Genomic DNA, 24,077 nt, shown 5'->3' on the forward strand with positions numbered 1-24,077 from the left:
GGCCGGAGCCCGCGTCGGGTGGTCATCGTCCGGCGGCGACGAGGTCGGCGATGAGGGTCTCCGTGTCGTCCTCGGAGAGGTCGTGCACGGTCAGGCGGAGGTGGCGCGAAGGCTCGGCGCGCTCGTCCAGCGCGAAGTCGTCGCCGGTGCGGGCGAGCCAGCCCCGGCGCATGAGGTGGTCGGCGATGGCGCGCGCCGGCTTGGCGAAGCCGACCCACAGGCTCAGGCCGTCCGGGTCCGGGGCGTCGATCCCCTCCGCGCGCAGGCGTTCCGCGAAGGCGGCGTTCCGCGCGGCATAGTGCCGACCTGCCTCCGCGATCTCCTCGCGCACGGCGGGGTCGGTGAGCTGGGCGAGCGTGAGGCGCTGCAGCAGGTGGCTCACCCAGGTGGTGCCGGGGCTGAGCCGCATCGCCAGGCGTTCCGCGGTCTCCGGGTCGGTCGCCGCGAGGGCCAGGCACATGTCAGGGCCCAGGAACTTCGACACCGAGCGCACCAGGGCGAACCGTCGGTGCTCCGGGCCGATCAGCGACTCGTAGGGGCGCTGCGAGAGCAGAGAGAAGTGGTCGTCCTCGATCACGAGCACGTACGGGTGGTCGGCGAGCACGGCCCGCAGCGCCTTCGCCCGGGCGGGGGAGAGGCTGACGCCCGTCGGGTTCTGTGCCCGCGGGGTGCAGATGACGGCGCGGACACCCGCGTCCAGAGCGGCACGGAGGCCGTCGACCGTCATGCCCTCCTCGTCCACCGGCACCGTGACGGCCCGGTACCCTCCGAGCCGCACGGTATGGATGCTCGCGAGGAAGCAGGGGTCCTCGAGGGCCACCGCGTCGTCCCGCATCAGGGCCTGGGCGAGCAGCCGTTCGACGGCATCCACGGCCCCGCTGGTGACGGTGACGCGGAAGTCCTGCCCTGGAAGGTCGGCGCCCATCCACTCCCTCGCCCACGCTTCAAGACCGCGGTCGATCACCGGCTCGCCGTAGAGCACGGGGCGGCGGCCGATCGTGCCGAGCGCCTGCGACGGGTCGGGGATCCGAGAAGCGTCGGGGTTTCCCGTGCCGATGTCGCGGAGCACGGTGTCCGGCGCGTAGCCCTCCTGCGGCACGACGTCGACGCCGGCGAGCACGGTGCCCGCGCGCCCTCGCGAATGCACGAGTCCCGCCTGCGCGAGCTGGCGGTAGGCGGCGACCGCGGTGTTCCGGTTGACACCGAGTGTCGCCGCGAGCTCGCGCACCGGAGGAAGGACCTCGCCGGGGCGGAGCGTGCCGCGGTCCCGGAGGGCGCGCACGCTGTCCGCGATCTCGGCCGCGGTGGTTCCCCTGATCTGCTCGCTCATGATCCTCCTCCGAGATTCTAGGCGGAGCGGACAGTGCTACCTTTGATCTAGATCAAAAACCATTTCGGATCATCCGACAGGAGACCCCCATGACCGAGCAGCCCACCACCGGATCCGCAGGCGTGAAGCGCGGTCTCGCCGAGATGCTCAAGGGCGGCGTCATCATGGACGTCGTCACCGCCGAGCAGGCGAAGATCGCCGAGGACGCCGGCGCCGTCGCCGTGATGGCACTGGAGCGGGTCCCCGCGGACATCCGCGCGCAGGGCGGCGTCTCGCGGATGAGCGACCCGGACATGATCGACAGCATCATCGACGCGGTGTCCATCCCCGTCATGGCGAAGGCGCGGATCGGGCACTTCGTAGAGGCGCAGGTGCTGCAGGAGCTCGGCGTCGACTACATCGACGAGTCCGAGGTGCTCTCGCCCGCCGACTACGTGAACCACATCGACAAGTTCGGCTTCACCGTGCCGTTCGTCTGTGGGGCCACGAACCTGGGGGAGGCGCTGCGCCGCATCAACGAGGGCGCGGCGATGATCCGCTCCAAGGGCGAGGCCGGCACGGGTGACGTCTCTGAGGCGATGAAGCACATCCGGAAGATCCGGGGAGAGATCGCCGCGCTGACCGCGCTGCCGAAGGACGAACTGTTCGTGGCGGCGAAGGAGTTGCAGGCGCCCTATGAGCTCGTCGCGGAGATCGCCGAGACCGGGAAGCTCCCCGTGGTGCTGTTCGTCGCCGGTGGGGTCGCGACCCCGGCCGACGCGGCGATGATGATGCAGCTCGGCGCCGACGGCGTGTTCGTCGGCTCCGGCATCTTCAAGTCCGGCAATCCCGCCGAGCGGGCGAAGGCCATCGTCAAGGCCACCACGTTCTTCGACGACCCGAAGGTGATCGCCGAGGTGTCCCGCGGGCTGGGCGAGGCGATGGTCGGCATCAATGTGAGCGACCTGCCCGCGCCGCACCGCCTCGCCGAGCGTGGCTGGTAGTCCGCGCGTCGGCGTCCTCGCGCTCCAGGGGGACGTGCGGGAGCATGCCGCGCTCCTCGAGGCCCTCGGCGCCGACGTCGCTCTGGTCCGTCGGCCCGAGGAACTCGCCCGGGTCGACGGCCTCGTGATCCCTGGCGGCGAATCGACCGTGATCGACAAGCTGGCGCGGCTGTTCGGGCTGCAGCAGCCGATCCGCGACGCGATCGCCGGCGGGATGCCGGTGCTCGGCACCTGCGCGGGGCTGATCCTGCTGGCCGATGAGGTCATCGACGCGATCGATGGGCAGCAGAGCTTCGGCGGACTCGATGCGGTCGTGCGGCGCAACGCGTTCGGGCGGCAGGCCGAGTCGTTCGAGGCCGAGCTGACGGTGCCCGCGTTCGACGAGCCGGTGACGGCGGCGTTCATCCGCGGACCCGTCGTGGAGGCGGTGGGGCCGCGGGCCTCGGTGCTCGCGACGCTGCCGGACGGCCGTGTGGTCGCCGTGGAGCAGGACGGGCTGCTCGGTCTGAGCTTCCACCCGGAGATCTCGAACGAGACGCGGTTCCACCGGCGCTTCCTGGATCGGGTCTCCCGCCGTTGACTTCGCGACTGCGAGTGCAGGCGTGCGCGCGCGAACAGGCGCCTCCGCGCGCAGATGCCTGAACTCGCGCGAACGCCTGTGCCAGCGGAGCCGGAGCGGTGCCGCGGCACGTTTCGATAGACTGGACGACGCCCTGGGCGGCGTTCCGGGGCGCAGACGACGAGCGGAGACTTATGTCCGGGCATTCCAAGTGGGCCACGACCAAGCACAAGAAGGCCGTCATCGACGCGCGCCGTGCGAAGTCCTGGGCCAAGCTCATCAAGAACATCGAGGTCGCGGCCAAGCTGGGCGGCGCCGATCTGCAGGGCAACCCGACGCTCTTCGACGCGGTGCTCAAGGCGAAGAAGACCTCCGTCCCCAAGGACAACATCGACCGTGCCATCAAGCGCGGTGCCGGCATCGGCGGCGAGGCCGTCGAGTACACCTCGATCATGTACGAGGGCTATGGGCCCAACGGCGTCGCGCTCATGATCGAGTGTCTGACCGACAACAAGAACCGCGCCGCGGCCGAGGTGCGCACGGCACTCAGCCGCAACGGCGGCACCCTCGCCGACCCGGGCAGTGTCGCGTACAACTTCAGCCGCAAGGGCGTCATCGTCGTCGGTTCCGAGGGCACCACCGAGGATGACGTGATGATGGCGGCGCTGGAGGCCGGCGCCGAGGAGATCGAGCCGCACGCCGAGGGCTTCGAGGTCATCACCGAGGCGAGCGATCTCGTGGCCGTCCGTTCCGCGTTGCAGGACGCCGGGATCGACTACGAGTCGGCCGACGTCGAGTTCGTGCCGAACCTCAAGGTCGAGATCGACGCCGAGACCGCCCGCAAGGTGTTCCGCCTCATCGATGCGCTCGAAGACAGCGAGGACGTGCAGAACGTCTTCAGCAACTTCGACCTGTCCGCCGAAGTCCAGGCGGAGCTCGAGAACGACGACGCCTAGGCGCGGCGCGAGTCGACGACGGCGCACGCGGCCTAGCCTGATCGGGTGACCACTTCGCTGCGCGTGCTCGGCATCGACCCCGGACTCACCCGGTGCGGTGTCGGGATCGTCGATGTCGACCGTGCCCGCCGCGGCACGCTGGTCCACGTGGGGGTGATCCGCTCCGCCCCGGATGCGGAGATCGGCGACCGCCTCGCCGTCGTCGCGGCGGGCATCCGCGCCGCGATCGCCGAGCACCGCCCCGATGCGGTCGCGGTCGAGAGGGTGTTCGCGCAGCAGAACACGCATACGGTCATGGGCACCGCGCAGGCGAGCGGTGTCGCGCTCCTGATCGCCGCAGAGGCGGGCCTGCCGGCGGCGACCCACACGCCGAGCGAGGTCAAGGCCGCCGTCACCGGGTACGGCTCCGCCGACAAGCGTCAGGTCCAGGCGATGATCGCGCGGATCCTGCGGTTGGATGCCCCTCCGCAGCCGGCCGACGCCGCCGATGCCCTGGCGATCGCCCTGTGTCACGCCTGGCGCCGCGGCGCCCCGGTATCGAGCCGCGCGGGCGGCGGCCTGACCCCCGCGCAGCGCGCATGGGCCGACGCGGAGCGTGTCGCTCGAACATATCTACGAGCCGGCTCCTAGACTGAGAGGATGATCTCCTCTCTGCACGGCACCGTGCTGCACACGACGCCGGACCAGGTCATCATCGACGTCGGCGGCGTGGGCTTCGCGGTCGCGGTCCCGGCCGATGTCGCCCACACCGCGACGGTGGGGGAGAAGCTCCTGCTGCACACGAGCCTCATCGTGCGGGAGGACTCGCTGTCCCTGTTCGGGTTCGCCGACCGCGGAGAGCTGGAGATCTTCAGCCTGCTGCTCAGCGTCACCGGGGTCGGTCCGAAGTCGGCGCTCGGCGTGCTGTCGCACCTCACCGCCGACCAGATCGCCGAGGCGGTGACCGCGGAGGACGACGCTCCGTTCCGTCGGGTCTCCGGCATCGGCCCGAAGACGGCCAAGCTCATCGTCGTGCAGCTCGCCGGCAAGGTGCAGCCCGTGGCTGCGCCGTCGGCTCCTGCGGCGGCCGGAGGCGGGGACGTCGTCACCCAGGTGACGGTGGCGCTCGTCGGGCTCGGCTGGTCGGAGAAGGTCGCAGCCGAGGCGGCGACCCAGACGGCGACGGATGCGACGGACACCGAGCGCGCGTCGGTCGCCCTCCTCCTGCGGCGTACGCTCGCGCTGCTCGGACCCGCGCAGGCAGGCCAAGGCCGTGGCTGACGCCCTCGATCCGACCGAGCCGACGGACGAGTCCGAACTCGCCATCGAGGGCGCCCTCCGCCCCTCGAGCCTCGACGAGTTCGTGGGGCAGCAGAAGGTGCGGGGACAGCTGCAGCTCCTCCTGGAGGCGGCCCGCATCCAATCGCGCCCTGCGGACCACATCCTGCTCGCCGGCCCTCCCGGACTCGGCAAGACGACGCTGGCGATGATCGTGGCGCACGAGAGCGAGCGTCCGCTGCGCATGTCCAGCGGGCCTGCGATCCAGCACGCCGGGGATCTGGCGGCGCTGCTGTCGAGCCTCGTGCCCGGCGAGGTCCTCTTCATCGACGAGATCCATCGCATGGCCCGGTCGGCGGAGGAGATGCTGTACCTCGCCATGGAGGACTACCGGATCGACATCATGGTCGGGAAGGGCGCGGGGGCGACCAGCATCCCGCTGGAGCTGTCGCCGTTCACCCTGGTCGGCGCGACCACGCGGTCCGGGCTGCTGCCCAATCCGCTCCGGGATCGGTTCGGTTTCACGGGGCACCTCGAGTTCTACGACGAGGGGGAGCTGGAGCGGGTGATCGGCCGTTCCGCTGCGGTGCTCGGCGTCGACCTCCCGACGGACTCGCTCTCCGAGATCGCGCGACGCTCCCGCGGGACCCCGCGCATCGCGAATCGGCTGCTGCGCCGCGTGCGCGACTATGCGCTCGTGCACGGTGGCGGCGAGGCGACGCTCAGCGGCGTGCGGGCGGCCCTCGACCTCTACGACGTGGACGCGATCGGACTGGACCGTCTGGACCGCGCGGTGCTGGAGGCCCTGGTGCGTCGGTTCCGCGGCGGACCGGTCGGCCTGAGCACGCTCGCGGTGGCGGTGGGAGAGGAGCCGGAGACCGTCGAGAGCGTGGTCGAGCCCTATCTCGTCCGGATCGGCTTCCTGGGCAGGACGCCCCGAGGGCGGGTCGCGACGCCGGAGGCCTACGACCACCTCGGTGTGGCGCACCCGGACGGGATGCTGAAGTTGGATGACCTATAATCGCTGAAGACTTCCCCGATACCGCTGTGCGCCCAAAGGCTGGTGCGTGCACCTGAGAAAGGCGCCATCCCCATGCCCATGGAATTTGTCCTCTTCGGACTCCTCGCCGTCCTGCTGATCTTCATGATCTTCAACACGCGCAAGCGCACCCGGCAGATGAAGGCCGAGCAGGAGGAGAAGGCGACCAAGACGGTGCCCGGCGCCAAGGTCCTGCTGCAGGGCGGCATCTACGGCACCATCGTCGCGTACGACGCCGAAGACCTCGATTCCCCGGCCCTCGTGGAGATCGCTCCCGGCACCGTCATCGAGGTGCACAGCCAGGCCATCCTCCGTGTCGTGGAGCCCAAGGACGCCATCGTCGACGTGCCTGTCGCCGGCGCGGACGACCACATCGTCGACGAGACCGCCGCTCCCGCGCTGGAGACGCCGGAGGAGACCCGCGCCCGCCTCGAGCGGGACGCCGACGACAAGTAGCACGCAGGCCGTCACGGCCTCCCGGATCACCGTCCTTCCAGAAAGCTGAACACACGTGGCTTCATCCTCTCCCGTCCGCCACGCCTGGCGGGTCCTCCTCGGCCTGCTCCTCGTGACGGGCGTGCTCTTCGGCATCAATGCGCTGGGTGTGTACGTCTTCAAGCAGAGCTCGTGGACACCCGAGCTCGCGCTCGATCTGCAGGGCGGCACCCAGATCGTCCTGAGCGCCGAGACCGAGGACGGAGCCGCGCCGACGCAGGAGCAGCTCGATCAGGCCGCGGCGATCATCCGTCAGCGTGTCGACGCCTCCGGCGTCGCCGAGGCCGACATCACCACCGAGGGCGGGCGCAACATCGTCGTCCAGATCCCGGGTGAGGCTGACGAGCAGACGCGGCAGCGCATCCAGTCCAGCGCTCAGCTCGAGTTCCGTCCCGTGCTCTACACCACGGCGGCGAGCACCGAATTCGTCGGCGAGGACGGCAACTCCACGCCGTACCCGAGCCCGGACCCGTCGCTGAACGCGGAGCCCACGGCGGAGCCCACGGACGCCAGCGACCTCTCGTGGGTCACCGACAAGCTCGCGGCGGAGTTCCAGGCGTACGACTGCGCCAACCCCGCCAACGACCCGTCGAAGGCCCCGAAGGACGAGCCGGTGATCGCCTGCTCGCCCGATGACACGGCCAAGTTCATCCTGGGCCCGGCTGAGCTGGACGGCCGCGCGATCACCGACGCCACCGCGGGACGCGACCCGCGCTCCGGTGCCTGGATCGTGCAGCTCACCATGAACGGCGAGGGCGCGGACGCCTTCGGCCAGGTCAGCACCCGCCTCAACCAGAACCGCATCGACGGACTGTCGCCGCGCGACCAGTTCGCATTCGTGCTCGACGGCGAGGTCATCAGCGCACCGCGCATGAACGGCGTCATCCTCGACGGCCGTCCCAGCATCTCGGGCAGCTTCACGCAGGAGAGCGCGACGACCCTGGCCGACCAGCTCAAGTTCGGAGCCCTTCCGCTCAGCTTCGAGGTGCAGAGCTCGGACACGATCTCCGCGACCCTCGGCACCCAGCAGCTCCAGATCGGTTTGATCGCGGGCCTCATCGGTCTCGCGCTCGTGGCGGTGTACTCGCTGCTGTCCTACCGCGCACTCGGGACGGTGATCATCGCGTCGATCGCGGTGATGGCGGTGCTCACGTACATCGTCATCTGCATCCTGGCGTGGCGGATCGGCTTCCGGCTGTCGCTCGCCGGCGTCGCCGGCCTGATCGTGTCGATCGGCTTCACCGCGGACTCCTTCATCGTCTACTTCGAGCGCATCCGCGATGAGCTGCGCGACGGCAAGTCGATCACGGGCGCCGTCGAGGACGGCTGGGGTCGGGCGAAGCGGACGATCTACATCTCCAAGTCGATCAACGTCCTGGCCGCCGTGGTGCTGTACATCCTCGCCGACTCGACGGTGAAGGGCTTCGCGTTCACGCTGGGCCTCACGACCGTGATCGACGTGCTGATCTTCGTGATCTTCACCCACCCGGTCATGCAGCTGCTCGCTCGTACGCGGTTCTTCGGCGGCGGGCACAAGCTCTCCGGCCTGGATCCGGAGGCCCTTGGTGCCGTGTACCGGAGCCGCTCGCAGTACCGCGAGGTCGCCACGGCATCCGCGGGGCGCGGGGCGAAGAACGCGCGCTCGCGCGGAGAGGCGGACCGCCGGCAGACCATCGCCGAGCGCAAGCGGGCGGAGGCCCTCGCCGCCGAGAGACAGACCACGGCCGGAAGAGAGGGAGACAACTGATGCCTTCCATGAATGAGTTCGGCAACAACCTCTACACGGGCAAGACCTCCTTCCCGTTCGTCGGCCGCCGCCGCCTCTGGTTCATCATCGCGATCGCTCTGGTCGTCGGCTCGGCCCTCGTGCCGCTGTTCCGCCCGATCCAGTTCTCGATCGAGTTCACCGGCGGCTCGCAGTTCACGGTCGCCGCGCCCGATACCACGGATCAGGACACCGCGACCGAAGCGGTGCAGTCGGTGGTTCCCGGCGCCGCCACCAAGGTCGTCATCGTCAACGACCAGGACGTCCGGGTGCAGACCGATCAGATGACCGAGGCGGAGACACAGCAGGTGGCGCGCGCCCTCGCCGACGCCTACGGCGTCGAACCCGATGCGGTCGCCTCCTCGTTCATCGGCCCGGCCTGGGGCGAGAGCGTGACCCGGCAGTCGCTGTGGGGCCTGGCGATCTTCCTCGCGCTGACCTTCCTCATCCTCGCCATCTACTTCCGCACCTGGAAGATGTCGGCGGCGGCGATCATCGGCCTGCTCGACGTGCTCGTGATCACGGTCGGCGTGTACGCCCTCGCCGGGTTCGAGATCTCGCCGGCGGCCGTCATCGGCTTCCTGACCATCCTCGCGTACTCCCTGTACGACACCACCGTCGTGTTCGACAAGATCAGGGAGAACACCACGGAGGACGGGGAGAAGACGTCGCGGCTGTTCGGGGAGTCGGTCAACCTCGCGGTGAACCAGACCCTCATCCGGTCGATCAACACCTCCGTGGTGGCGGCGCTGCCGGTCGGTGCGATCCTCTTCATCGGCGCCTTCTGGCTCGGTGCCGAGACTCTGACCGACATCTCGCTGTCGATCTTCGTGGGCATCCTCGTGGCGACCTACTCGACCCTGTTCGTGGCCGCGCCGCTGTACTCGCTCTTCCGTGAGAACGAGCCGCAGATCAAGGAGCGCGACGCCCGCATCCGTGCCGCACGGACCAAAGCGGCTGTCGACGCCTGACGCCCCCGCCGCGGGGCCGACCCCCGCTCAGCGCGCGTAGGATTGTCTGATTCGGAGGTGAGTGGATGGCGGAGCCGCAGACGGCATCGCAGGGTTCGAGTCTGCGACGGCTGGTGCCCCGCATCTTCTCGCGCGCGTCCCGGATCAACGATCTCGACAACCTGATCCGCACCGTCAGGGCCAACCACCCGAAGGGCGACTTCGCTGTCATCTCCCGCGCCTATGCCGTGGCGAAGGAGAAGCACGAGGGTCAGAAGCGGCAGAGCGGTGAGCCGTACATCACGCACCCGCTCGCCGTCGCGCAGATCCTCGCGGAGCTCGGTCTCGGACCGCGCGCGATCGCCGCCGCCCTGCTGCACGACACGGTCGAGGACACCGGTTACGCGCTCACCGATCTGACCGCCGAGTTCGGCGACGAGGTCGCGATGCTCGTCGACGGCGTCACCAAGCTCGACAAGGTCAAGTACGGCGAGAGCGCGCAGGCCGAGACCGTCCGCAAGATGATCGTCGCGATGTCGAAGGACATCCGGGTCCTGCTCATCAAGCTCGCCGACCGGCTCCACAACGCCCGCACCTGGGGCTTCGTCCCGCCGGAGAAGGCGGCGAAGAAGGCCAAGGAGACGCTGGAGATCTACGCGCCGCTGGCCAATCGCCTCGGCATCCAGGCGATCAAGTCGGAGCTCGAAGACCTGTCCTTCGCGGTCCTCCACCCGAAGATCTACAACGAGATCCACAGCCTCATCGCCCAGCGCACCCCGCAGCGCGAGAAGTACCTGAGCCAGGTCATCGAGGAGATCGACGAAGACCTCCGCGACCTGCGCATCCGCGGCAAGGTCGTCGGCCGGCCCAAGCAGCTGTACTCGGTGTATCAGAAGATGGTCATCCGAGGTCGCGAGTTCGACGACATCTACGACCTGATCGGGATCCGCGTCCTCGTCTCGTCCGTGCGCGACTGCTATGCGGTGCTCGGGGCGATCCATGCTCGCTGGACGCCGCTGCCCGGCCGGTTCAAGGACTACATCGCCACCCCGAAGTTCAACCTTTACCAGTCGCTGCACACGACCGTGATCGGCCCGGCCGGTCGCACGGTCGAGATCCAGATCCGCACGCACGAGATGCACCACCAGGCGGAGTACGGCGTCGCCGCGCACTGGATGTACAAGGAGCGGATGAACGGCGGAGGCAAGGCCGAGGTCCGCGCCTCCGACACCGACATGGCGTGGCTCGCGCACATCTCCGACTGGCAGGCCGAGACGGCAGACCCCGGGGAGTTCCTCGACTCCCTGCGGTTCGAGATCGGCGCCAAGGAGGTCTACGTCTTCACGCCGAAGGGGCGCGTGATCGGTCTCCCGGCCGGCGCCACCCCGGTCGACTTCGCCTATGCCGTGCACACCGAGATCGGGCACCGCACCATGGGCGCCAAGGTCAACGGACGCCTGGTGCCGCTGGAGTCGGAGCTGAAGAGCGGCGACGTCGTCGAGGTCTTCACCTCCAAGAATCCGGACGCGGGGCCGAGCCAGGACTGGCTCGGGTTCGTCAAGAGCACCCGTGCCAGGAACAAGATCCGCGGCTGGTTCACCAAGGAGCGCCGCGAAGAGGCCATCGAGCAGGGCAAGGAGGCGATCGCCCGCGCGATGCGCCGGCAGAACCTCCCGCTGCAGCGTCTGATGAGCCAGGACTCGTTCACCGAGGTCGCTCACCAGATGCACTACGAGGACGTCTCGGGTCTCTACGCCGCGGTCGGCGAGGGCCACGTCTCGACCCAGTCGGTGCTGGAGAAGGTCACCGCGCTCGTCGCCACCGACGAGCCGACCACCGGGGCGATCGACCTTCCGGGAAGCGTCCAGACGCGAGAGTCGCGGGGCGGCGACTCCGGCGTGCTGGTGCGCGGCGCGAACGACATCCTCGTCAAGCTCGCGAAGTGCTGCACTCCGGTGCCCGGTGATCCCATCGTCGGCTTCGTCACCCGGGGGAGCGGTGTCTCCGTGCACCGGGCGGACTGCGTGAACGTGAAGGCTCTCAGCGGCGAGCAGGACCGCTTCGTCGAGGTCTCCTGGGCGCCGACGAAGAAGAGCGTGTTCCGTGTGCAGATCCAGGTGGAGGCCCTGGACCGCTCCGGCCTCCTCTCGGACGTCACGCGGGTGCTCAGCGAGCATCACGTGAACATCCTGTCGGCGACCGTGTCGACGACGGATGAGCGCCTGGCACTCAGTCGGTTCGTGTTCGAGATGGGTGACGCCGTGCACCTGGACCGCGTCCTGAACGCGGTGCGCCGGATCGACGCCGTCTACGACGTGTACCGCGTCACGTCCTCCTGACGAGCCGCTCCAACGCCGCGACACCACTGACGCTGCCGGGCACTCGGTGCCGGGCCCGAAGGTCGGCGATGGCGCCGTCGAGCGCGGTCGGGTCGACCTGGGCGAGGGCCTGCATCCACGGGAGCACACGGGGATCGCGGTGCAGCGCCGTGGCGAGGTCGCCCATCGTGCGCACCGGCGACGTCACGAAGATCCCGCCGAGGCGGGCCAGGTCCGCCGCGGGGACCAAGGTGTCGTGGAACGACACTCTGGTCTGCACCCGCGGGCGCACCCGGCGCTCCACGCAGCGTCGCACGTGGTGGATCGACGGCGGGGCATCGCGGGCGCCGTGGATCCAGGCGGCACTGGGCCCGCAGGCCGCTGCGCCCTCCTGGACGAGCGCGGCGATGCTCTGCGCCCGCACATCGGGGGACTCCGGCAGATCAGCCGGGATGTAGGCGTCACCGACCTCGACGACATGGCCGTCGAGCCGGGCGGCACTGAGCTCGCCCACGCTCAGGCGCGCGCCGGGCAGATACAGCAGAGCGGGGTGCATGCCGCCAGTGTGGCGTGATGCACCCCGCTCATGCGGAGATCAGTGAACCTGTGGAGAGCTCAGCCGCCGAGGGCGTTGAGCCAGGCGCGACGGGCCTCGAGGGCGTCCGCTGCCTCCTTGGCGGCCTTGCTGTCCCCGGCCTTCTCGGCGGCGGCCAGTTCGGCCTCGAGCTTCTCGATGGCCTCGTGGAGCTGCGAGCTCATGTCGTTCGCCCGCGCCTTGGTCTCGGGGTTGTTCTTCTTCCAGTCGACGTCCTCGCGCGCCTTGAGTGCCTGCTCGATGACGCGGAGCTTGTCGTCGAGTGCGCGCTCCTTGTCGCGCGGGAAGATGCGTCCGACCTCGTCCCACTCGCGCTGGATACGCGTGAGCAGGGCGCGGGCGCGCTTGATGTTCGGCTCGTCGGCGACCGCCTTCGCCTGCTCGAGCAGCGCCTGCCGGGCCTCGATCTTCGGAGCCGAGTCGGCCTCCTCCGCAGCGGCCTGCTCGGCACGGGCGGCGTAGAGCGCGTCTCCGGCGGCCTTGAACCGTGCCCACAGGGCGTCGTCGGCCTTGCGTCCGGCGCGACCGGCCGTCTTCCACTCGTCCAGGAGGGAGCGGTAGGCGGGGATGCCGTCGACCCCGCGCGGGGCCAGGGCCTCGGCGCGCTCGACCAGTCGGGACTTCGCGTCGCGCGCCGCCTTGTGCGCATCGTCGAGCTCGGAGTAGAACGCCCGGCGGTGCTTGTCGACGACGGCCCTGGCATCGCGGAACCGCTTCCAGAGCTGCTGCGAGACGCCCTTCGACAGGCGCGGACCGTTCTGCTGCTGCGCCTGCCAGGACTCGAACAGCTCGTTGAGCTCGGCGGTCACCTGCTTCCACTGGACCTTGCTCAGGTCGCGGGCGGCGATGGCTTCGGCACGCTCGACGAGGGCGGTGCGCTCGGCGACGGCCTGCTCGACGAGCTCCTTCGCCTGCTGCGCCTCCTGAGCGGTGGCCTCGGACAGCGACGCGGTCAGTGCGGTGAGGCGGTCGCGGAGTCCGGCGAGGTCGCCGACGGCCGCGGCATCCGTAGCCTCGTCGATGAGGTGGGCGGCCTGCTTGGACAGGTCGCTCGCCGAGGCGCCGCCGGCCTGGTGACGCTGCTCGAGGGCGACGACCTTGAAGGCGATGTCGTCGTACTTGCGGACGAAGTAGGCCAGGGCCTCGTCGGGAGTGCCGTCCGGGTACTGACCGACGACGCGCCAGGACTCGCCCTCGCGCACCTCGACGGTGCCGTCTTCGGAGACCCGGCCCCATTCGCCGGCGGAGGAGACCGGTGTCGGCTTCGCAGCGGCCGGCGCGACGGCGGCCGGTGTCGGTGCCTTTCGCGGCAGCGGCACGGCGGGCGGGGTGGGAACGGGCGGGGTCGGCTTCGCGGGCTCGTTGGCAGACACGGTGATTCTCCTTGCGCGGTCACGCCGCGGGAGGCGGAAAGGACGAGGCTCAGCCTAGTACGCCCTCTTCGATCCGCGAGACCCCGTCTTCCCGCCGAGACCCCGTGCTTCGTGCGCGAACGAGGCGGGGTCTCGACGGCGACCCGGGGTCTCGACGAAGTGGGACGTTACCGTTTCGTGAGCAGAACGTTCGACGCAGGAAACACTCCGCGTCATCTCCGGGTAACACGGCGCTCCTATCGTCGCGACCACGACAGTCCCCAGGTCGACAGGAGTTCCATGGACGACAACGCAGCGCGCACAGCGGAGATCGTCGTCGTGGGGGCGGGCGTTGCGGCGCACCGCTTCGTCGCGCGGATGCTGGAGGATCCGGAGCGGGACGTGCGGATCACGGTGTTCGGAGACGAGGGGCGGCTGCCTTATGACCGCTCCGGGCTGGCGCGGGTGGTCGCGGGCGACGCGGCATCGGGCATCGATCTCGACCGGGCGCCGTTCCGCGACGATCGGGTGCGGTTGATCGACGACGACCGGGTGCTGCGTATCGACAGGGCGGGACGCCGCGTGCGGACCCGTTCGCGCCGCTGGTACGACTACGACGCGCTCGTCCTGGCGACCGGGACCCACGCCCGCCCGCTCGAGGTGCCAGGCATCCGCGCTCGTGGGGCCTTCACCTTCCGCGCGATGGAAGACGCACAGACCCTGCGCGCGTTCCTGGCCATCCGCAGGACGGAGCTGCCACGTGCCCTCCGAGCGGTGGTGGTCGGCGGAGACGAGTCCGGGGTCGACGTTGCGCTCGCTCTGGACGAGGCCGGAGTGCAGACGACCCTCGTCGCCACCGCGGATCGGCTGCTTCCCTCCGTGCTGTCGGCGCCGGCTGCGGCGGCGCTGCGGCGGGTCATGGAGGCACGCGGGATCACCGTGCGGACCCGGACGCGGCTGACGCGCGTCGATCCCGACGAGGCCGGTGCCGTCACCGCGGTCGAGTTCCAGGACGGGACCTTCGCCCGGGCGGACCTCGTCGTGACGACCGGTGCACGGGCCAGAGACGAACTCGCGCGCAACGCCGGTCTCCCGGTGCGCCAGGGCGGAGGCGTGATCGTGGATGCCGCCGGACAGACAGAGGATGAGCGGATCCTCGCCATCGGGGACGTCGCGGTGGGAGTCGGTCAGCTCGAGCGGGGCGTCGAAGCCGTATGCTCCTCCGCGGACCGTGCGGTCGCCGCCCTGTGCGGTGCTCCGCTCACGTACCGAGGACCGCGGCGCTGGTACGGACGGCCCGGTGGCATCGACCTCGCCGTCCTGCGGATCGACGACGTCCGCGGGTCGGCCTTCGCCGTCCCGCTGTCCGCCCTCGACGGACGCCGTTTCGGAGAGATCCTGCTCTCCGCAGATGCGCGTCAGGTGTACGGAACGACGACGATCGGCGAACAGGGTGAGGCATGGCTGGCGCGGTTCTCGCGCGATGACACCGATCGGCGCGCGGAGGTTCGCGTGCTTCTGGCTTCGGCAGCGTCCGACGACCGCGCGGACGAATGCGGCCACGGTCTCCTGACGCTCCCGCTGGACGCGCTGAGTGTCGAGCTGGATCGCCGGGGGATCCGGACGTTCGCCGATGCCCTGGCCGCAGCGGGGGAGAGCCGTGACTGCGGGCCCTGCCTCCGCCGTCTGGCGGTTGCGCTGCTGCAGCGTGACCCCGCCCCTGCCGACACCCCCGACCGCCGACCGGGCGTCTGCCTCCGCGGTTCGGCCGCCGCTTCCGTCGTCGACGTCGAGGTCGAGGTCGGGAGGGAGATCGACGCTGCGCTCCTCCTCGTGATCGGCCGCCTGGCCCAGCGTCACGACGCCACGATCGGTCTCGGCGAGGCGACGATCACCGTCGGGGGGATCCGGCGCGGCGACCTCCCGCGAGTGCTGGCGGGCCTCCGGGCCGCAGGCGCGGTGATCCGGACCTCGGAGCCGGAAGCCGGCGGGCGCCACCCGATGACGCCGCTGGTCGGACCCGCGGACGGGGGAACCCGCCGGCGTCGAGACCTGGACCGCAGCGGCACAGGGACGGCGGCGGGAGTGCGGTCCGCAGAGGGGGCGAGATGAGCGCGCCGACCCGCGTGGCCCCGGCACTCGTGGGTTCCCGCATCGCGGTCGCCGAGGTGGCACGGCCGGTGCGGCCCGAGCCCGTCGACGCCGACGCGCTCCTGCACGCCCTCACCGGCAGCGGGTCGGAGGTCGTGCGGATCGTGTCACTGCGGGACGATCAGGCGATCCCCGCCGGCACGAAGCGAACGGCGCACCGCATCGCGACCGGCCAGGTCGACGCTGTGCTGTTCCCCGCCGCCGAAGGCGTGCCAGGCCTCCTGGCGATCTTCGAGCGCCTCGGCATGCTCGATGCGGTGCGTGCTCGCGCGCGGGCTTCGCGGTTGCTCCTGGCGACCGCCGACCCCACAGCGACGGCTCAGCTGGCGGAGCTCGGACTGGCCGCGTCCACAGCGTGCGGGCCGACGGCGGAAGACCTCGCCCGCACGGTCATCGATCACTTCGCCCGCGCGGGGCGCGAACGGCGGACGGACGTCGGCGACGTGGCGGTACGCAGCGGGGGCATTCTCATCGACGGCGTGTTCGTCCCGCTCTCCCGCGGAGCCGTGAGCGTCATGGAAGCGCTGTTCGTGGCCGACGGGCGGGTGCTCAGCCGGACGGAGATCGGGCAGGTGCTCCCGGGTGGGCGGCGGAGTCCTCGAGCCGTCGAGGTCGCTGTGGCGCGGCTCCGCGAGGCCCTCGGCGACGTCGACCTCGTGCAGACCGTGGTCAAGCGCGGCTATCGACTCGCGGTGCTCGACGACTGATCGTGCCGGATCGGTTCACTCCGAGGGAGTGGCGGGCGCGGTCGGAGCCTCCGTCGGGGTATCGGTCGGCGCCGGGGACGGTTCGATCGAGGAGGTGGGCGAGGGCGACGGCGTCGGTTCCGGAGCGGTCACCTGCGCATGCACGACCTGGCTGACGATCGCGCCCACGACGATGAGGGCGCCGACGGTGATCGCGATGGCGTTGTCCCGGGTCCGTCGGCGGATCTGGTCCTGGTGCCAGCGGGTGCGAGCGGTGTGCAGCCGAGCGCGCTCCGCCTCGGTGCGTGTCTGCGCCTTCTTGGAACCGCGTGCAGCCATGCCCTGCTTCTCCCGTCCGACGCCGGTCCACGACGTCGCCTGAGAGCCTACCGGGGCGCCGGCCTCGCCTCGTGTCCCCGGCCGCCGTTAGCCTGGAGGAATGTCCTCTCCCTCCGCCCTGCTCTCCGGGCAGACACCGCTCGCCGTGCGCATGCGTCCGGTGTCGCTGGACGAGGTCGCGGGACAGCGCCACCTGCTGCGGGCCGGGTCGCCCATCGTCGCCCTCGCCGATCCGGAGGCCAGCTCGCCCGGTGCGGTGTCGATCATCCTCTGGGGCCCGCCCGGCACCGGGAAGACCACGCTCGCCCAGGCCATCGCCCGGTCCTCCGGCCGCCGGTTCGTCGAGCTCTCGGCCATCACCGCCGGCGTGAAGGACGTGCGGGAGGTCATGCAGGAGGCGATCACGCAGCGCGACCTCTACGGGCAGACGACGATCCTCTTCCTCGACGAGATCCACCGCTTCACCAAGGCCCAGCAGGACGCCCTGCTGCCCGGCGTGGAGAACGGCTGGGTCATCCTCATCGCCGCCACCACGGAGAACCCCTCGTTCTCGGTGATCTCGCCTCTGCTGTCCCGGTCGCTGCTGCTCACCCTGCAGCCGCTCACCGATGACGACATCGGCGTGCTCGTGGATCGGGCGGTGTCGGACGCCCGCGGACTCGGAGGCGCGGTCGCGCTCACCGACGAGGCGCGGTCGGCCCTCATCCGCCTCGCGTCGGGGGACGCCCGTCGCGCCCTCACGGGGCTGGAGGCCGCCGCCGCGGTGGCGCTCTCGCACGCGGCGACGGCCGACGACGACAGCGAGGACCAGGAGTCGACCGTCCCCGAGGTCACCGCCGACGATGTGGCGCAGGCCGTCGACAAGGCTCTGCTCCGCTACGACCGGCAGGGCGACGAGCACTATGACGTCATCAGCGCCTTCATCAAGTCGATCCGAGGCTCCGACCCGGACGCCGCGCTGCACTACCTCGCCCGCATGATCGAGGCGGGGGAGGACCCGCGGTTCATCGCCCGGCGGCTCGTCATCTCCGCGTCCGAGGACGTCGGGCTCGCCGACCCCCAGGCGCTCGGCATCGCCGTGGCCGCCGCCGACGCCGTGGCCTTCATCGGGATGCCGGAGGGACGCATCCCGCTCGCGGAGGCCACCGTGTACCTGGCCACGACCGCGAAGTCGAACGCGGCGTATGTCGGCATCGACGCGGCCATCGCCGACATCCGGGCCGGAGGGTTCGGGCGCGTGCCGCTGCACCTCCGCGACGCCCACTACCCGGGCGCCAAGCGCCTGGGCCACGGCCGCGGCTATCGCTACGCGCACGACAGCGAGTTCGGGATCGTGCCGCAGCAGTACCTGCCGGACGAGCTCGACGGACGCCACTACTACGAGCCGAAGAACCTGGGCGCGGAGCGCGACATCAGTGCACGGCTGGAGCGCATCCGCCGGATCCTCGGCGACCGGTGATCCGCGGGCCTCGGGTGTCTGCCGTCGTCTGTTAGACTTGAGCGGCTCGAAACCGTGTTTTCGGGCATCTCCTCGTTCACACCCCACCTCGACGGCACCCCGGCGTGCGCCCCGAGGAAGAACGCGGTGATACGTCCGTCGGACGTGAAATCCACGTCCACGTCATCGGAAGGATAACTTCGTGGTCACGAAGTCCCAGGACCGCCGCAAGGTGCGTCTCAGCCGCGCCCTCGGCGTGGCACTCACCCCCAAGGCCGCCCGCTACCTCGAGAAGCGTCCCTACGCTCCGGGCGAGCACGGCCGCACCAAGCGCAAGGCCGACAGCGACTACGCCGTCCGTCTGCGTGAGAAGCAGCGTCTGCGCGAGCAGTACGGCATCCGCGAGAAGCAGCTGCGTATCGCGTTCAACGAGGCCCGTCGCCAGGACGGTCTGACCGGTGAGAACCTCGTCGAGCTCCTCGAGATGCGTCTCGACGCGCTCGTGGTCCGTTCGGGCTTCGCCCGCACCACGGCGCAGGCTCGCCAGCTCGTCGTGCACCGTCACATCCTCGTCGACGGCCAGCTCGTCGACCGCCCGTCGTTCCGCGTGAAGCCGGGTCAGCTCATCCACGTCAAGCCCAAGAGCGAGGGCCTCGAGCCCTTCCAGGTGGCAGCCGCCGGCGGTCACGCCGAGGTCCTGCCCGCCGTTCCGGGTTACCTCGAGGTCGAGCTCGACAAGCTCCAGGCCCGCCTGGTCCGTCGTCCGAAGCGCGCCGAGGTCCCCGTGACCTGTGAAGTGCAGCTCGTCGTCGAGTACTACGCGGCTCGCTGATCCAGCGGAAGAGCATCAGGCAGGAGGCGTCGGGGTTCCCGACGCCTCCTGTCGTTTCCGCCTACGATGGAGAGACCGCGCCTTCGCGGCTCTAGGGCAAGGATGACGACATGAAGAATGTGCTGTGGTTCCTGATCGGCGTGATCGGCGGCTTCGTCGCGGCTCACTTCATGAACAAGGACCCGCGGGGCCACGACATCCTGGCCGACGTCGACGCCCGCCTCAACGGCCTCGCCGCGATCCTCAGCGACGCGTATCGCGCGCAGGAGGCTCGGTTGACCGAGCCGGGCGAGAACTGACCCCCCGCATCTGCGCCTCGGCGCGCCCCCTCACGCAAGGACATCCGGCACTCCTATGAAAACTGCGGAAATCGCGCAGCGCTACCTCTCCTACTTCGAGAAGAACGACCACCTCATCGTCCCCTCGGCATCCCTGGTCAGCGACGACCCCTCGCTGCTGTTCACGGTCGCCGGCATGGTCCCGATGATCCCGTACCTCACGGGCGTGGTCCCGGCGCCGCATCCGCGCATCGCCGACCTGCAGAAGTGCATCCGGACCAACGACATCGAGGAGGTCGGGCGCACCGCGCGTCACGGCACGTTCTTCCAGATGCTCGGCAACTGGTCGTTCGGCGACTACTTCAAGGAAGGCGCGATCCGCTACGCCTGGGAGCTGCTCACGAGCTCGGAGGCCGACGGCGGCCTCGGCTTCGACGAGAAGGATCTCTGGGTCACCGTGTACGAGACCGACGACGAGGCCGAGGCGATCTGGCGCGACATCATCGGACTCAAGCCGGAGCGCATCCAGCGCCTCGGCCGCGCGGACAACTACTGGAACACCGGGCAGCCCGGTCCCGGGGGCCCTGACTCCGAGATCTTCTTCGACCGCGGCCCGGCCTACGGCAAGGACGGCGGCCCCGCTGTCGACGACTCGCGGTTCCTCGAGATCTGGAACCTCGTGTTCATGCAGGACTTCATCGAGAACATCCGCGGCAAGACCGAGTTCGACATCGTCGGCGAACTGCCGATGAAGAACATCGACACCGGCATGGGACTGGAGCGCGTCGCGTTCCTCAAGCAGGGCGTCGAGAACATGTACGAGACCGACCAGGTGCGTCCGGTGCTCGACCGTGCCGTCGAACTCTCGGGCCGTCGCTACGGCGCCGTGCACGAGGACGACGTCCGCTTCCGGGTGATCGCGGATCACGTGCGCTCCTCGCTCATGCTCCTCTCCGATGGCGTGCGTCCGTCGAACGAGGGCCGCGGCTACATCCTGCGGCGCCTCATGCGCCGGACCGTGCGCGCCATGCGGCTCCTCGGTGTCGACGACCCCGCGTTCCCCGAGCTGTTCGCCGCCTCCCGCGACGCGATGAAGTCGGCGTACCCGGAGCTGGAGCGGGACTGGTCCGTGCTCTCCTCGGCGGCCTTCGCCGAGGAGGAGACCTTCCGGCGCACCCTGGCGCAGGGATCGACCATCCTCGACCTCGCGCTCGACGAGACGAAGAAGGGCGGCGGGAAGACCCTCAGCGGTTCCGAGGCGTTCCTGCTGCACGACACCTACGGCTTCCCGATCGACCTCACCCTGGAGGTCGCCGAAGAGGCCGGGCTGGACGTGGACCGTGCCGCGTTCGACTCCCTCATGCAGGAGCAGCGTCAGCGCGCGAAGGACGACGCCCGCAACCGCAAGCGCCAGCTCGCGGATGTCTCGGTGTACCGCGACCTGCGCGCGCTGGGCGAGACGGGCTTCGACGGCTACACGGCCCTCGAGGTGGAGTCCCGTGTGCTCGGCCTGCTCGTCGACGGCGCGCCGGTGCGCAGCGCCGCCGAGGGCCAGATCGCCGAGGTCGTGCTCGCCGAGACGACGCTGTACGCCGAGTCCGGCGGCCAGGTCGCGGACAAGGGCACCATCGTGGGCCCCGGCTACGAGCTCGAGGTGCTCGACGTGCAGCGTCCGGTCCCCGGGCTGATCAGCCACACGGTGGAGGTCTCCCGCGGCACGGTCGCGGTCGATGACATCGCGACGACGATCGTCGACGCCGCTAATCGGCGCGCCGCCCGTCAGGCGCACTCCGCCACCCACCTCGTGCATGCCGCCCTCCGGGACACGCTCGGCCCGACCGCCACGCAGTCGGGCTCGCTCAACCGCGCCGGCTACATGCGGTTCGACTTCGCCTGGTCGCAGGCACTGTCGACGGACACCCGCACGGAGATCGAGGAGATCACGAACCGCGCCGTGCAGGACGCCCTCGAGGTGACCACCCGCATCGTGACGCTCGACGAGGCCAAGGAAGCGGGCGCCATGGCGCTCTTCGGCGAGAAGTACGGCGACGTCGTGCGGATGGTCGACATCGGCGGCCCGTGGTCGCGCGAGCTCTGCGCCGGCACGCACGTGTCGACCAGTGCCGAGATCGGTCTGGTCAGCGTGGTGGGGGAGTCGTCGGTCGGCGCCTCCAACCGCCGGATCGAGGCTCTCGTCGGCGCGGATGCGTTCCGGGAGCTCGCGGCAGAGCGCGCTCTCGTCTCGCAGCTCACCGCCTCTCTGAAGACCCCGCGCGAGCAGCTCCCGGAGCGGATCGCCGATCTCGCCGCGAGCCTCAAGGCCGCGGAGAAGCGCATCGCGCAGTTCGAGGCGAAGGAGCGAGCGGGACGCATCCCCGCCATCGCCGAGGCCGCGACGCGCGTCGGGGACTTCCGCGTGGCGGCACAGTCGCTGGGTGATGTCGCGTCGGCGGACGATGTCCGCGAGCTCGTCAACGGCGTGCGCGACCGGCTCGGCTCCGACCCCGCAGTCGTCGCGCTCGGGGCGGTCGTCAACGGTCGCCCTGTCATCGTCGTCGCCACGAACGAGGCCGCGCGCGGTGCCGGGGCGAAGGCGGGTGCGCTCGCGAAGCGCGCCGCCGGTGTGCTCGGCGGAGGCGGCGGTGGCCGGGACGACGTCGCCCAGGGCGGCGGTACCGACGCAGCGGCGCTGCCCGCCGCGCTCGAGGCCGTCTCCCAGGAGCTGCGGGGCGCGTGAGCGGTTATCGCCGCGGGGTCCGGCTCGGCATCGACGTCGGCCGGGCCCGCGTGGGCGTGGCCCGGTCCGATCCGGACGGCATGCTGGCCGTCCCCGTCGAGACCGTGCCGCGCGACGAGCACTCGCTGACGCGCATCGCGGAGCTGGCTGCGGAGTACGAGCCGCTGGAGATCGTGGTCGGACTTCCGGTGAACATGCAGGGCGCGGACACGCCGTCGACGGTCGATGCGCGGGAGTTCGCGGCCGCACTCCAGGGACGCAGCGGCGTGCCGGTCCGCCTCGTGGACGAGCGTCTGAGCACCGTCTCCGCGCATGCGGCGTTGCGGAGTTCTGGGCGATCACAGAAGAACTCTCGTAGCATTGTGGATCAGGTCGCCGCCGTGGTGCTGCTGCAGCAGGCGATCGACACGGAGAAGAGCACCGGAAACCCGGCCGGTGCCCCGGTCCCCGTTGACGAGGAGCCCGCCTGAACATGTCCGAACGCGAGAGCCGTGCGCCCGAGCACGAGCAGAGCACCCGGTTGGGGGATCTGTTCGAGAACCTCCCCGCTCCGTCCCCGCAGGTCCCGACCGCCGCGGATGACACGCCGGCACCCGGATCCCGCCGCGCGGCGAGGGAGGCCGCGGCCCGCGAGCAGGAGGCCCCGCCCGCTCCGGACCCCGGTGTCGCACCCGCTGCCGATGTGCCCGCCCGCCCGGTCTCGGCGTCGGCGGCGACCACTGCGGAGACACCGGGGAACGACCACCGGCCGGCGGTGCCCGGCGCGGATCCCGAACCGGTCGCGACACGCGCGATGCCCGTCGCCGCGACGAGCGCGGATGAGACCCCCGCTCCGGGGCCGCGCCGGTCGACCGGCACCGAAGACCCCGCACCCGCGCTGGGCGGCGGGCTCGACGAGATCTTCGCCGCCCAGGACGACGGCCGCGATCACGGTGCGCCGACCAAGAAGAAGCGCCGCAAGGGCTGCCTCGTCGCCCTGATCATCGTCCTGGTGATCCTCGGCGGCATCGCCGCCGGCGGAGTCTGGGTCGCCAACACCTTCGGCGACCGCATCGCCGACGCCATGGGGTGGGGGGAGCCGAAGGACTGGGAGCCCGGTCAGGCGACCGGTGAGGTGTACGTCACGATCAAGCAGGGCGACACGGGCGGCCCCGTGTCGACGGCGCTGTACGAAGCCGGCGTCACGAAGACCGAGGACGTCTTCTACGACTACCTCATCGACGAGAACATCGCGGTGACCTTCTATCCCGGCGTCTACCGCCTGCAGAAGAAGATGACGGCGGAGGATGCCCTCGCCGCGCTCCGCAACGAGGAGAACAAGCTCGAGAACACCGTCTCCATGCCGGAGGGCGGGACGATCGAATCGGCCCTGCCGTCCATGGCCGAGACTCTCGGGATGCCGCTGGCCGACCTCGAGGCAGCCGTCGCCGATCCGTCCGCGTACGGGGTGGAGGCGCAGAGCCTGGAGGGGTGGCTGTTCCCCGCGGTGTACACGTTCGACCCCGAGGTCACCGCGACGCAGGTCATCCAGCGCATGGTCGACCGGACGCGCGAATCGCTCGCCGCCGCCGGCGTCCCGGACGAGGACGCGCAGCGGATCCTCACGATCGCCTCGATCATCCAGCGCGAAGGCCGCACGGACGACTTCGCCAAGGTGTCCCGCGTGATCCAGAACCGCCTCGACGACGACATGCTGCTCCAGATGGACTCGACGGCGCAGTACGGGTATGGCTCCCTGCACGAGGGCGTGGTCTCGAGCTCGGCCGAGGCTCTGGAAGACCCCAACGAGTGGAACACCTACGTGAACAAGGGGCTTCCGGCCACGCCGATCGCGAGCCCGAACGATGCCGCGATCGATGCCGCGATGCACCCCGCGGACGGGCCGTGGATCTACTTCGTCACCGTCAACCTCGAGACCGGCGAGACGCAGTTCTCGGAGACTCTCGCGGAGCACGAGCAGGGCGTGGAGAAGTGGCGGGACTGGTGCCGCGCGAACCCCGACGCCGGTTGCTGACGC

The 24,077-nt window shown here is 70.4% G+C and carries 22 protein-coding genes; 18 read left to right on the forward strand and 4 right to left on the reverse strand.

Going from position 1 to position 24,077, the window contains the following annotated elements:
- Positions 1-22: 22 nt before the first annotated feature.
- Positions 23-1,330: an aminotransferase class I/II-fold pyridoxal phosphate-dependent enzyme gene (locus AB0N68_RS10780; RefSeq protein ID WP_280565369.1), complete on the reverse strand. Its 1,308-nt coding sequence runs from the start codon at positions 1,328-1,330 to the stop codon at positions 23-25.
- An 89-nt stretch (positions 1,331-1,419) separates the two neighbouring features.
- Between AB0N68_RS10780 and pdxS the strand changes: the two genes are divergently transcribed.
- The 10 genes from pdxS (at position 1,420) to AB0N68_RS10830 (ending at position 11,673) form a co-directional block, all read left to right on the forward strand.
- Entirely contained in the window at positions 1,420-2,313 is an 894-nt protein-coding gene (gene pdxS, locus AB0N68_RS10785; protein ID WP_187661529.1) for a pyridoxal 5'-phosphate synthase lyase subunit PdxS, read from the forward strand.
- On the forward strand, positions 2,303-2,893 hold the full coding sequence (pdxT, locus tag AB0N68_RS10790; RefSeq protein WP_187661528.1) for a pyridoxal 5'-phosphate synthase glutaminase subunit PdxT: 591 nt from the start codon (positions 2,303-2,305) through the stop codon (positions 2,891-2,893). Before pdxS ends, pdxT begins: the two co-directional genes overlap by 11 nt.
- A 173-nt stretch (positions 2,894-3,066) precedes the next feature.
- The gene (locus AB0N68_RS10795) at positions 3,067-3,828 is read left to right on the forward strand and encodes a YebC/PmpR family DNA-binding transcriptional regulator (RefSeq protein WP_187661527.1); all 762 of its coding nucleotides are present in this window, start codon (positions 3,067-3,069) and stop codon (positions 3,826-3,828) included.
- Positions 3,829-3,873: 45 nt separating this feature from the next.
- Positions 3,874-4,458 (forward strand): crossover junction endodeoxyribonuclease RuvC, encoded by a 585-nt coding sequence (gene ruvC / locus AB0N68_RS10800; protein WP_187661526.1) that lies wholly within the window; start codon positions 3,874-3,876, stop codon positions 4,456-4,458.
- A gap of 9 nt (positions 4,459-4,467) precedes the next feature.
- The gene (gene ruvA, locus AB0N68_RS10805) at positions 4,468-5,088 is read left to right on the forward strand and encodes a Holliday junction branch migration protein RuvA (protein WP_187661525.1); all 621 of its coding nucleotides are present in this window, start codon (positions 4,468-4,470) and stop codon (positions 5,086-5,088) included.
- A complete protein-coding gene (gene ruvB, locus AB0N68_RS10810) occupies positions 5,081-6,106 on the forward strand; it encodes a Holliday junction branch migration DNA helicase RuvB (protein WP_259954516.1) in 1,026 nt (341 codons plus the stop codon). Before ruvA ends, ruvB begins: the two co-directional genes overlap by 8 nt.
- A 72-nt stretch (positions 6,107-6,178) precedes the next feature.
- Complete coding sequence (locus AB0N68_RS10815) at positions 6,179-6,580, forward strand: preprotein translocase subunit YajC (protein WP_313366752.1); 402 nt, start codon at positions 6,179-6,181, stop codon at positions 6,578-6,580.
- Between the two features lie 55 nt (positions 6,581-6,635).
- Positions 6,636-8,366 (forward strand): protein translocase subunit SecD, encoded by a 1,731-nt coding sequence (gene secD / locus AB0N68_RS10820; RefSeq protein ID WP_187661523.1) that lies wholly within the window; start codon positions 6,636-6,638, stop codon positions 8,364-8,366.
- The gene (gene secF, locus AB0N68_RS10825) at positions 8,366-9,355 is read left to right on the forward strand and encodes a protein translocase subunit SecF (RefSeq protein ID WP_280565377.1); all 990 of its coding nucleotides are present in this window, start codon (positions 8,366-8,368) and stop codon (positions 9,353-9,355) included. Before secD ends, secF begins: the two co-directional genes overlap by 1 nt.
- 65 nt (positions 9,356-9,420) lie before the next feature.
- Positions 9,421-11,673 carry a RelA/SpoT family protein gene (locus AB0N68_RS10830; RefSeq protein WP_187661521.1) on the forward strand — a complete coding sequence of 751 codons (2,253 nt, stop codon included), beginning with the start codon at positions 9,421-9,423 and terminating at the stop codon, positions 11,671-11,673.
- On the opposite strand, the gene AB0N68_RS10835 is transcribed toward AB0N68_RS10830, so the two are convergent.
- Together AB0N68_RS10835 and AB0N68_RS10840 are read right to left on the reverse strand one after the other, a co-directional pair.
- A complete protein-coding gene (locus AB0N68_RS10835; protein WP_187661520.1) occupies positions 11,660-12,208 on the reverse strand; it encodes a type IV toxin-antitoxin system AbiEi family antitoxin in 549 nt (182 codons plus the stop codon). The genes AB0N68_RS10830 and AB0N68_RS10835 overlap by 14 nt on opposite strands.
- Positions 12,209-12,267: 59 nt before the next feature.
- On the reverse strand, positions 12,268-13,620 hold the full coding sequence (locus tag AB0N68_RS10840; protein WP_259954513.1) for a DUF349 domain-containing protein: 1,353 nt from the start codon (positions 13,618-13,620) through the stop codon (positions 12,268-12,270).
- Positions 13,621-13,899: 279 nt separating this feature from the next.
- Between AB0N68_RS10840 and AB0N68_RS10845 the strand changes: the two genes are divergently transcribed.
- Positions 13,900-15,711, forward strand: coding sequence for an NAD(P)/FAD-dependent oxidoreductase (locus AB0N68_RS10845; protein ID WP_313366750.1), 1,812 nt, complete (start codon positions 13,900-13,902; stop codon positions 15,709-15,711).
- Positions 15,708-16,457, forward strand: a complete 750-nt coding sequence (locus AB0N68_RS10850) for a winged helix-turn-helix domain-containing protein (protein WP_292796215.1) — start codon at positions 15,708-15,710, stop codon at positions 16,455-16,457. Before AB0N68_RS10845 ends, AB0N68_RS10850 begins: the two co-directional genes overlap by 4 nt.
- A 15-nt stretch (positions 16,458-16,472) precedes the next feature.
- On the opposite strand, the gene AB0N68_RS10855 is transcribed toward AB0N68_RS10850, so the two are convergent.
- Positions 16,473-16,775, reverse strand: coding sequence for a hypothetical protein (locus AB0N68_RS10855; protein WP_187661516.1), 303 nt, complete (start codon positions 16,773-16,775; stop codon positions 16,473-16,475).
- A gap of 100 nt (positions 16,776-16,875) precedes the next feature.
- Here AB0N68_RS10855 and AB0N68_RS10860 point away from each other — a divergent pair, with 100 nt between their 5' ends.
- The 6 genes from AB0N68_RS10860 to mltG all read left to right on the forward strand — a co-directional run bounded on the left by AB0N68_RS10860 (position 16,876) and on the right by mltG (position 24,074).
- Positions 16,876-18,234, forward strand: coding sequence for a replication-associated recombination protein A (locus AB0N68_RS10860; protein ID WP_259954509.1), 1,359 nt, complete (start codon positions 16,876-16,878; stop codon positions 18,232-18,234).
- A 181-nt stretch (positions 18,235-18,415) separates the two neighbouring features.
- Positions 18,416-19,045: a 30S ribosomal protein S4 gene (gene rpsD, locus AB0N68_RS10865; protein ID WP_187661514.1), complete on the forward strand. Its 630-nt coding sequence runs from the start codon at positions 18,416-18,418 to the stop codon at positions 19,043-19,045.
- A 110-nt stretch (positions 19,046-19,155) separates the two neighbouring features.
- Complete coding sequence (locus tag AB0N68_RS10870) at positions 19,156-19,344, forward strand: hypothetical protein (protein ID WP_025103513.1); 189 nt, start codon at positions 19,156-19,158, stop codon at positions 19,342-19,344.
- A gap of 55 nt (positions 19,345-19,399) precedes the next feature.
- Positions 19,400-22,060 (forward strand): alanine--tRNA ligase, encoded by a 2,661-nt coding sequence (gene alaS, locus AB0N68_RS10875; RefSeq protein WP_280613456.1) that lies wholly within the window; start codon positions 19,400-19,402, stop codon positions 22,058-22,060.
- Positions 22,057-22,530, forward strand: coding sequence for a Holliday junction resolvase RuvX (ruvX, locus tag AB0N68_RS10880; protein WP_187661512.1), 474 nt, complete (start codon positions 22,057-22,059; stop codon positions 22,528-22,530). The genes alaS and ruvX overlap by 4 nt, the downstream gene beginning before the upstream one ends.
- Positions 22,531-22,532: 2 nt before the next feature.
- The gene (mltG, locus tag AB0N68_RS10885; protein WP_313366732.1) at positions 22,533-24,074 is read left to right on the forward strand and encodes an endolytic transglycosylase MltG; all 1,542 of its coding nucleotides are present in this window, start codon (positions 22,533-22,535) and stop codon (positions 24,072-24,074) included.
- Positions 24,075-24,077 lie beyond the last annotated feature (3 nt).

It is taken from the genome of Microbacterium meiriae, from assembly GCF_040685015.1.
GTDB lineage: Bacteria > Actinomycetota > Actinomycetes > Actinomycetales > Microbacteriaceae > Microbacterium > Microbacterium meiriae.

Coding starts and splice junctions, on each gene's coding strand:
- alaS (WP_280613456.1), top strand. CDS start 19,400: ATGAAAACTGCGGAAATCGCGCAGCGCTACCTCTCCTACTTCGAGAAG.
- ruvA (WP_187661525.1), top strand. CDS start 4,468: ATGATCTCCTCTCTGCACGGCACCGTGCTGCACACGACGCCGGACCAG.
- AB0N68_RS10835 (WP_187661520.1), bottom strand. CDS start 12,208: ATGCACCCCGCTCTGCTGTATCTGCCCGGCGCGCGCCTGAGCGTGGGC.
- mltG (WP_313366732.1), top strand. CDS start 22,533: ATGTCCGAACGCGAGAGCCGTGCGCCCGAGCACGAGCAGAGCACCCGG.
- AB0N68_RS10870 (WP_025103513.1), top strand. CDS start 19,156: ATGAAGAATGTGCTGTGGTTCCTGATCGGCGTGATCGGCGGCTTCGTC.
- AB0N68_RS10830 (WP_187661521.1), top strand. CDS start 9,421: ATGGCGGAGCCGCAGACGGCATCGCAGGGTTCGAGTCTGCGACGGCTG.
- AB0N68_RS10845 (WP_313366750.1), top strand. CDS start 13,900: ATGGACGACAACGCAGCGCGCACAGCGGAGATCGTCGTCGTGGGGGCG.
- AB0N68_RS10815 (WP_313366752.1), top strand. CDS start 6,179: ATGCCCATGGAATTTGTCCTCTTCGGACTCCTCGCCGTCCTGCTGATC.
- AB0N68_RS10780 (WP_280565369.1), bottom strand. CDS start 1,330: ATGAGCGAGCAGATCAGGGGAACCACCGCGGCCGAGATCGCGGACAGC.
- AB0N68_RS10850 (WP_292796215.1), top strand. CDS start 15,708: ATGAGCGCGCCGACCCGCGTGGCCCCGGCACTCGTGGGTTCCCGCATC.
- AB0N68_RS10795 (WP_187661527.1), top strand. CDS start 3,067: ATGTCCGGGCATTCCAAGTGGGCCACGACCAAGCACAAGAAGGCCGTC.
- AB0N68_RS10860 (WP_259954509.1), top strand. CDS start 16,876: ATGTCCTCTCCCTCCGCCCTGCTCTCCGGGCAGACACCGCTCGCCGTG.
- AB0N68_RS10855 (WP_187661516.1), bottom strand. CDS start 16,775: ATGGCTGCACGCGGTTCCAAGAAGGCGCAGACACGCACCGAGGCGGAG.
- pdxS (WP_187661529.1), top strand. CDS start 1,420: ATGACCGAGCAGCCCACCACCGGATCCGCAGGCGTGAAGCGCGGTCTC.
- secF (WP_280565377.1), top strand. CDS start 8,366: ATGCCTTCCATGAATGAGTTCGGCAACAACCTCTACACGGGCAAGACC.